9 protein-coding genes are annotated in these 8,382 nt (G+C 47.8%); 6 read left to right on the top strand and 3 right to left on the bottom strand.

The features are described from left to right. The first annotated feature begins 184 nt into the window (after nucleotides 1-184). The 3 genes from CIK04_RS21155 (at nucleotide 185) to CIK04_RS21145 (ending at nucleotide 3,645) form a co-directional block, all read left to right on the top strand. Nucleotides 185-682: a hypothetical protein gene (locus CIK04_RS21155; protein WP_017420464.1), complete on the top strand. Its 498-nt coding sequence runs from the start codon at nucleotides 185-187 to the stop codon at nucleotides 680-682. 29 nt (nucleotides 683-711) lie between these two features. Further along, nucleotides 712-1,521: a bifunctional DNA-formamidopyrimidine glycosylase/DNA-(apurinic or apyrimidinic site) lyase gene (gene mutM / locus CIK04_RS21150; RefSeq protein ID WP_097353291.1), complete on the top strand. Its 810-nt coding sequence runs from the start codon at nucleotides 712-714 to the stop codon at nucleotides 1,519-1,521. A 147-nt stretch (nucleotides 1,522-1,668) separates the two neighbouring features. After that, on the top strand, nucleotides 1,669-3,645 hold the full coding sequence (locus tag CIK04_RS21145; protein WP_097353292.1) for an LTA synthase family protein: 1,977 nt from the start codon (nucleotides 1,669-1,671) through the stop codon (nucleotides 3,643-3,645). Nucleotides 3,646-3,719: 74 nt separating this feature from the next. Here the strand turns inward: CIK04_RS21145 and coaD are convergent, their stop codons facing one another. Beyond that, entirely contained in the window at nucleotides 3,720-4,214 is a 495-nt protein-coding gene (gene coaD, locus CIK04_RS21140) for a pantetheine-phosphate adenylyltransferase (RefSeq protein WP_097353293.1), read from the bottom strand. 86 nt (nucleotides 4,215-4,300) lie between these two features. Between coaD and CIK04_RS21135 the strand changes: the two genes are divergently transcribed. After that, nucleotides 4,301-5,335, top strand: a complete 1,035-nt coding sequence (locus CIK04_RS21135; RefSeq protein ID WP_017420460.1) for a glycosyltransferase family 9 protein — start codon at nucleotides 4,301-4,303, stop codon at nucleotides 5,333-5,335. Here CIK04_RS21135 and CIK04_RS21130 read toward each other — a convergent pair. Together CIK04_RS21130 and CIK04_RS21125 are read right to left on the bottom strand one after the other, a co-directional pair. Beyond that, complete coding sequence (locus tag CIK04_RS21130) at nucleotides 5,304-6,104, bottom strand: glycosyltransferase family 2 protein (RefSeq protein WP_097353294.1); 801 nt, start codon at nucleotides 6,102-6,104, stop codon at nucleotides 5,304-5,306. The genes CIK04_RS21135 and CIK04_RS21130 overlap by 32 nt on opposite strands. Further along, complete coding sequence (locus tag CIK04_RS21125) at nucleotides 6,089-7,150, bottom strand: glycosyltransferase family 9 protein (RefSeq protein ID WP_097353295.1); 1,062 nt, start codon at nucleotides 7,148-7,150, stop codon at nucleotides 6,089-6,091. The genes CIK04_RS21130 and CIK04_RS21125 overlap by 16 nt, the downstream gene beginning before the upstream one ends. A gap of 101 nt (nucleotides 7,151-7,251) precedes the next feature. Here CIK04_RS21125 and CIK04_RS21120 point away from each other — a divergent pair, with 101 nt between their 5' ends. Beyond that, entirely contained in the window at nucleotides 7,252-7,641 is a 390-nt protein-coding gene (locus CIK04_RS21120; RefSeq protein ID WP_039549766.1) for a diacylglycerol kinase, read from the top strand. A gap of 3 nt (nucleotides 7,642-7,644) precedes the next feature. Beyond that, entirely contained in the window at nucleotides 7,645-8,352 is a 708-nt protein-coding gene (locus tag CIK04_RS21115) for a 3-deoxy-D-manno-octulosonic acid kinase (RefSeq protein ID WP_097353296.1), read from the top strand. Nucleotides 8,353-8,382: the final 30 nt, after the last annotated feature.

Here is an 8,382-nt window from a genome sequence, read left to right as displayed (position 1 = left end):
CTAGAACCTAGAACCTAGAACCTAGAACCTAGAACCTAGAACCTAGAACCTAGAACCTAGAACCTAGAACCTAGAACCTAGAACCTAGAACCTAGAACCTAGAACCCTAGAAAACTAGAAAACTAGTACCTCGCATTTCCCTTGGTTGGTATACTTTGTTCAGTTATCAGTCAGGATTGAGAATATGCGGGTTTCACCAAAGCGTCGCCGGAGATGGAATAATATCCTCATCGCTGGCATCACCTTCTTTATTGTGATCATCAATGCCCCGACGTTGATCAAAACCTATTTACTTGACGATCAGAGTTCGACTCAGATTGAAAGTATCAACGGCTATCCTTCTCTATTGAATCCCAATGCTCAGTTACTTGCCATCCAGCTTTCTGATAATAGCTTAGAGTGGCAAAAGGGAGCGTGGGTTAGCACGCGCGAGCTCTCCATTTCTCCGCAAGAGTGGGCGCAGAGATGGCAATCGTTACTCGGGACACAACTGGATGACGCGACGATGCAAAAATTGGCGCCACAATTGATTGAGCCAGAAACCATCGAAGTGTGGTACCAAAATCAGGAAGAGCCACAAAGGATCACGTTTTATCGCCTTGCGGATTTTTGGGTCTTTAAGAATTGGCAAGACCAATGGATTGCCATTTCAGTTTCAACCGATTATTTGTTTCCCTACTAGACATTGAGCACTTTGATCTTGGAGTCACCATGCCTGAATTGCCAGAAGTGGAAGTAAGCCGAATGGGCATTACGCCGCATTTGCACAATCAAACCATCCAGTCACTGACTTTTCGCACCCCAAAACTGCGTTGGGTTATTCCAAGTGAGTTAAAAAAGTTGCAAGGGCAAGTGATTCGTCACATTGGCCGCCGGGCTAAGTATCTGATCATTGAAACCGATGTCGGCAGTGCGATTGTCCATTTAGGCATGTCCGGTTCATTGCGCGTGTTGGACGCTGACTTCCCAGCAGGCAAACACGATCATGTCGATCTCAAACTCTCCAATGGCAAAGTGCTGCGTTACAACGATCCACGTCGCTTTGGTGCTTGGCTTTACGCCGCGCCAGGGGAAGAGCATGATGTGTTGGGCAATATTGGCCCAGAGCCGCTAACGGATGCTTTTGATGGACCATACATGGTTGAAAAAGCGCAAGGCAAACGCGTTGCGGTGAAGCAGTTTATTATGGATAACAAAATCGTAGTGGGCGTGGGGAATATTTATGCCAGCGAATCTTTGTTTCGCTCACGCATCCTGCCAACCAGAGCGACGATGTCACTCAGTGCCAAGGAGTGGCAATGCTTGGTGAGCCACATCAAGCAAACCTTGAAAACGGCGATTGAGCAAGGTGGCACGACACTGAAAGACTTTTCTCAAGCCGATGGTAAACCGGGTTATTTTGCCCAAGAATTGCAAGTGTATGGAAAAGCGGGAGAAGCGTGTCCAGTTTGTGGGGAAGCGATTCAAGAGCAGAAGATAGGGCAACGTAATACCTTCTTCTGTCCTCACTGTCAGTGCTAATTGACCTAAAACTCGTTGAAAGCTGATATAGAGATGCCAATCGTTCGTGTGTTTGATCACTGCTTTGACACCTAGAATTGAGGTGCAATTTGCTCTCTATGCTATGATGTGCGCCCCTTAGTGATCACCCGTTAGGTTTTTTAGTCAATGGATTTCCAGCCCAATGCGCACAGAGCGATGCGCATTATTTTCTCTTTAATCGTTGCGTCGTTACTACTGCTTACGGTCTCTCGTGGTCTTTTTCTACTGCTGGCCGCAGATTTCTCTGATCTTACTGGACTCGGCAATGATCTATTCCGAGCTTTTTGGGTCGGGGCGCGTTTTGATGCCAAAATCATCGCGATTGCTTTTGCGCCATTATTTTTAGCCGGACTGGTATTGGCGGCCTTTGCTCGAGGTTTTTCGCTTTGGCAACGTGCCGTTCCCAATTATGCGTTTGTCATTTTCTTTCTGCTTAGTGCTTTTTCCATTGGCAACTATTACTACTACGTCACTTATGGCAACTATATTGATGTGTTTGCGTTTGGCTTGTTCGACGATGATACCGAGGCCGTATTAGAAAATGCTTGGGAAGATTACCCGATCTTGCGCTCCTTCTTTGTTTCGCTTGCAGTGGCATGGTTGAGCCGAGTTGGCGCGCAGTGGCTGGTTGAGCGTTTACAAAAACGCCGTTTCACGTCTCGCCATTGGAGTTATACGACGGCAGTCATTGTGGTGACGATTCTGCTTTATGTGGTAATCGCAAGAGGCTCCATCGGTACCTTGCCACTTAAGCGTTATCACGCCAATGTGTCAGATAACAAGCTACTGAATATCATCACCCCTAATGCTTTTATGGCGCTCGATTGGGCAAAAAGTGACTATAAGAAGCAATCGAAATTTGAGCCTATTTCTGCTCAAGCGGTGGAAGCGCAAATGATGAAAGTGCTTGGACAACCGACGCCTTACTTTGTCACGCCAGAGAATGCCTATCTTGCGGAAAATCCCCCGCATGTGGTGATGGCTTTGATGGAGGGGATGGGCACCAACGTTCTGATTGAAGACGATGCTCAAAGTAACGATTTATTAGGAACATTACGTGAAGGCTTTGAACAAGATTTTGTTTTCAAACGCTTTATGGCCGGCACGTCGGCGACGATTGATAGCATCGTTATGATGCTAATGCACAGTGATGTGCCGACGATCAGCCATTCCAGTGCACAGAAAAAACCATTGGCATCTTCTGCCGTATTACCGTACAAGCAGGCCGGTTATCGAGTGGTGTTTATCTACGGCGGTAACGGGATGTGGCGTAACTTGTCCAATTATTTGCCGGTGCAAGGATTTGATCAGGTCTACGATGAAAACAGCATTAAAAACGCCTTTCCTGATGCCGCTAAGCATGCAGATACTTGGGGCGTGCCGGATGAGTTTACCTTCAAGTTTGCTCGAAAAGTACTTGATGATGCCACGCAACCAACGTTGATTTATATCATGACGGTGACTAACCATTCGCCATTTCGCGCCCCGAGCGATTATCAGGCGAAGCCCGTTAAAGCAAGTGAGCGATTAAAAACCTTGCTGGGGCCTATGGAAAAAGAAGCGGATGACTTGCTGCAGGCCTACCAATACGCGAATGATTCTCTCGGTCAGTTTGTTCAAGGTGTGAAGCAATCTCCATTGGCTGAGAAAACCGTCATTGCGGCCTCTGGCGATCATCGCGTGCGTTACCTCGCCATCGATAAAGAGGCGGAATTCGGCTTGACCTTCGGGGTGCCTTTCTATCTCTATGTGCCGGAAAGCATCCTACAGAATGTGGAACATCAATACGATCCAAGTCGTATCGGTTCTCATCGCGATATTTTTCCTACGCTCTACCATTTGAGTTTATCCGCGCAGCAGTACGTCTCTCTTGGTGGGGAAAATATGCTCTCAACTCACGGCGTGAGTAATATCGGTTTTAATGCGTCTCGAGTGATCACAGAGCTGGGGGCATATAGCACCTCGAAGCCTGAGCGACTTTACCCATGGGGAGAAGGGCTCTATTCGCAAGAAACAACCATCGCTAATCCTCAGCCTGAATGGGCTGCGGATTACCGTAAGTTGATGAATGACTATTTACGTTTGCAGGTCACGCAACCATAGCATTTTCAGCCCACGCAGCAATAAAAAGAAAAGCCCGCTGTCAGGTGCTTCCTCGGGCGGGTTTGATTTCATTCTCACACTTTTTTCTTTTGATGCAGTGCTTCTGCCACCACGGTGGGCACGAATTGCATTACATCGCCGCCATGAATGGCCACTTCACGTACGATGGTGGAAGAGATAAATGCATGCTCTTCCGAAGGGGTGAGAAAGACGCTTTCAAGCCCTGGCAGCAATCGACGATACATATTGGTTAAGCCAAACTCGTATTCAAAGTCGACGGTGGTGCGCAGGCCGCGAATTAAGACATTGGCATCAACATCACGAGCAAAATCGACCATTAAACCACTAAAGCCTTGCGTTGTGACGTTATCAAGGTGATGGGTAACTTGTTGGGCGAAATCGACACGTTCTTTGAGGGTAAACATGGTGTTCTTACTCGGACTGGCCGCCACGGCGATGATCACCTCATCAAACATTTTTGCCGCACGCTCGATTAGATCGAGGTGGCCATTAGTAATTGGATCAAAAGTGCCTGGGTAGACAACTCTGGAAAGGGCTTTTTTCGACACGTTGGAATACTCTTCAGCTCAAAATGTCTACATGCTATCAATATGCATGTATCATGACGACATAAAAATCAAACGGCAGCAGAACAATGAAAAAAATACTGGTTATCCGGAATGATAAAATCGGCGACTTTATGCTTGCGTGGCCAAGTTTCGCTATGCTCAAGCAATCGATGCCAGAGGCGCACATTACCGCTTTAGTGCCGAGTTATACGCAAGAGTTAGCGCGACTTTGCCCATGGATTGACGATGTATTGTTGGACCCAACGGAAAAAGCGGGCAAAGAAGCCACGAAGCAGTTGGTTCAGGAGATCAAGTCACGTCAGTTTGATGCCTCAATCAACTTGTTTTCCACAACGTATAATGCGTTACTCGTGTGGAAAGCGGGCATTAAGTATCGCTTGGCACCTGCAACAAAAATCGCACAGATTTTTTATAACCGTAGAATTAAGCAGAAACGTTCGCAATCCGCCAAACCAGAGTATCAGTACAATCTTGACCTGATTCGTGCTTTCTTGAAAGAGCAAAACCTCTCGGCCGTTGAGCCGCAAGCGCCTTTTCTTTTGTTTGATGAAACCGAATTGAGTGTGCAGAAACTCAAGCTCAGTGAACAGCTCAGTATTGAAGCACATAAGCCTTGGGTGATGGTGCATGCCGGCACGGGTGGCTCAGCCAATAACCTGACATTGGCACAATATGCTGAGTTGCTAAAAGGAATCGAGCAAGATTTTCAATTGATTGTCACGGCGGGGCCGGGGGAAACGGAAAAAGCACAACAGCTATTGAAAGAATACGCTCAGTTAGGTGGCCAAGGGGTGGTGTATGACAAGAATGAAGGCCTTGTCGACTTTACGCGCTCTATTGCCTGCGCTGATCTATTCATTGCTGGCTCAACAGGACCATTGCATATTGCGGCAACCTTGGATGTTCCAACTGTCGGATTTTTCCCAAGCAAGCGTTCTTCAACGCCATTGCGCTGGAAACCACTCAACTCAGAAGGACGCCATCTGGCGTTTTGCCCACCAAAAGGTGGCGGTGAAGCAATGGAAGCGGATATGAGCCGCATCGACATTGATGCGGCGCTGGTGCAGCTTAATCCTTGGGTTTCTCCGTACTTGTCCTGATCCACAAGTCCGCGTACTTCACCAATGTGGAGTGCGCGGAAAGCAGCGACAGCAGAAAGCCTTGTTTACCATCCAAAAAGCCCGCTTTGACAATGTACATTTTTACAAAGCACGCAATGGCATGCAGTACACCTTGAGAGATACTGCTCTTTTTCCCTCGCTTCTCACGTTGCTCTGCCCATGCTTTGGCATAACCAGCAGACTTCACTAAATAATGGTGCAAGTCGTTGTAAGTGTAGTGGATGGCATCCCCTTGTAACTCTTTCACTTTCATTGCTTTGGTGATTTCCACCTTCTCATGCACCAGCGCATCGTCGTATTGAGTCAACTTGGTAGGATAGAGACGCACCACACGATCGGGATACCAACCACAGTGACGGATATAACGACCAAATACCCAGCTTAGGCGACACATGCTGTAAAGGGTATTCGCTTCATTCGATTGTACCGCTTGTTGAATGCTCAATTTCAGCTCAGGCGTGACGCGTTCATCGGCATCCAGCCAAAGCACATAATCGGATTCAACATACTGCTGAGCAAGGCGGCGTTGTGGACCAAAACCGGGCCATTCTTTGTTAATAAAGAATTTGTCGGTGTAGCGTCTGGCAACGGCTTCGGTTTCGTCGCTGCTGCCTGAATCCAAAATAACGATCTCATCGATCCAACCTTCGACCGTTTTTAAGCAGGCATCCAAGTTCGCGGCTTCATTTTTGACAATCAGAGCCACGGCGAGTGTTGGCTTGTTTGCCTTATTTATTGATTCAGACATGCTGATTCCTTTTTCGTGATGTGGTCAAAGGTGCGAATCACATCGCTGACCGAGATTGCTTGCATAATATGATCGCCTTTAACACGAGTGCTCCAAGGCAGCGTTTCAGCCGCTTTGCCGTGTTGTTCGACAATAAACTGCGCATAGACGCTCACCACCTCGTTGAGGTTATTGTATGGTCCGGTGCGTTTTGGGTTGCTGTGTCCATAAAGGCCAATGACCGGTGTGCCTTGAGTCGTGGCAATGTGTGCGGGGCCAGAGTCGGGCGCCAGCACCACGGCAGCCTTGTTTAATACTGCGGTGAGTTGTTTTAGATTGGTTTTACCCACTAAATTCAGCGCGGGGTGCTGCATGTGGCGCACGATATCGGCAGCCAAGTTTTTTTCGCGTTCAGCGGGAGAGCCACAAATGGCCACTTGGTAGCCTTGTTCATAAGCGTAATCACCTAATGCGGCGTAGCGTTTTGCCAACCAATTGCGCTCATCCTTACTGGCTGCGGGCGAAATGACCAGGGTGGGTTGGTCACCGAGGGCCTCTTGGGCAAAGTGATGCTCAGCATCGCTGATGGGCAATTGCCATTGAGGGGGCGTTCGGGGCACTCCCAAATATTCGATAAACGAGTAGAAGCTGTCTAAGACGTGCGCGGATTCGGTATCGGAGATCTTACGATTGGTGAACAGCCATTGCCCTTCTTTTGCGCGTTTAAAGTTAAAGCCAACCTTATAGGTGGCTTTGATGCCAAGAGTGACTAAGCTTGCTCTTAGGGCGAGTTGCATATGAACAAGCGCATCAAAACGACGCCCTTTCAACTGGCGCCAAACGGCTTTCATGCCATCGAGCCCCTGTTTTTTATCAAAGACAATCAGCTCAACGCCTTCTAAACCTTGTAGCAGCTGCGCTTCGACTTTGCCAATCACCCAAGTCACCTTGGTGGACGGCCAGTGGCGTTGCAGCGCCTGAACGGCAGCGACCGCATGGCAAACATCACCAATGGCGGACAAACGGAGGAAACAGACGGAGTTTGGGGCTTGTTCAAAAAGCGGCATAAGTTCTGCTCAAAAAAATATCTGGCTAAATTATGCAGATACCCAAGATAAATGTAAAATACCCCTCTTTCATTGATGGCAACGATAAGGCAATCCCTTCTATGACTCAGCCAAATTTAGGCAAGCCAGGCAATACTGGTATTAAGCGCATAATAAAAGCGACAGGCTACTCGATTCAGGGCTTGAAAGCGGCATTTAAGCATGAGGCTGCGGTTCGTCAGGAGTTTGCTTTGCTTGTTGTTGCGATTGCGCTAGCGACTTGGCTTGATGTATCGATGCTTGAACGTATCACGTTGCTTGCGGTGGTGGTGCTGGTGCTGATTGTTGAATTAATGAATTCTGCGGTGGAAGCGGTGGTGGATCGCATCGGTGTGGAGCATCACGAACTCAGTGGCCGAGCTAAAGATATTGGCTCTGCGGCGGTACTGGTGGCGTTGATTTTTGCCGGTTTTACATGGCTTTATATCGTTGGTAGTCATTATTGGTGGTAAAGCATGATTGAACAACAGCAGTTTGGTCAACGTCGCATTTGTTACGACAGCGAATGGGTGAGTTCGCCAGAGCTGGCTTTATTTGACCCGCAGTATTGGCAAGTACAAAACAAAGTGGTGGGAAGTGCCACCGGGCGCGGCACCACGTGGTTTGTGCAACTGCCCAAGATCACAGTGGCGCTGCGTCACTATCGACGTGGCGGATGGTTCGGCAAGCTGGTGAAAGATCACTATTGGTTTCGAAGCTGGTCTGCAACTCGCAGTTTCGCGGAATTTCATCTGCTTAAGCAATTACGCGAAGCTGGGGTCAATGTACCGAGACCAATTGCAGCTTATGCAGTGAGAAAAGGGCTTTTTTACCAAGCGGATTTGCTGAGTGAACGCATTGCTAATGCGCAAGATTTAGTGACCATACTGCAAAAACAGCCACTGAGTGCGGAGCTTTACCAAAAAATTGGTGTCGAAATTGCGAAAATGCATCGCGTTGGCGTCAATCATACCGATCTTAATATTCACAATATTCTGATTGATGCGCAAGAAACGATCTGGATTATCGATTTTGATAAATGCTATCCGCAAGCCGGGGATGGTTGGAAAAAAGGGAATTTAGATCGACTCAAACGCTCATTTCATAAAGAGCGAGTGAAGCGAAGTATTCACTGGCACGACGAAGATTTTCAAGCCTTACTGACAGGCTATGAAAGTCAGTAATAATCACTATTTTCGTAAATAGACACAAGT

The organism is Vibrio sp. 03_296 (genome assembly GCF_002265885.1).
Note: the sequence above shows the minus strand (reverse complement) of the source record. Positions and strands in the feature narration are given on the sequence as shown.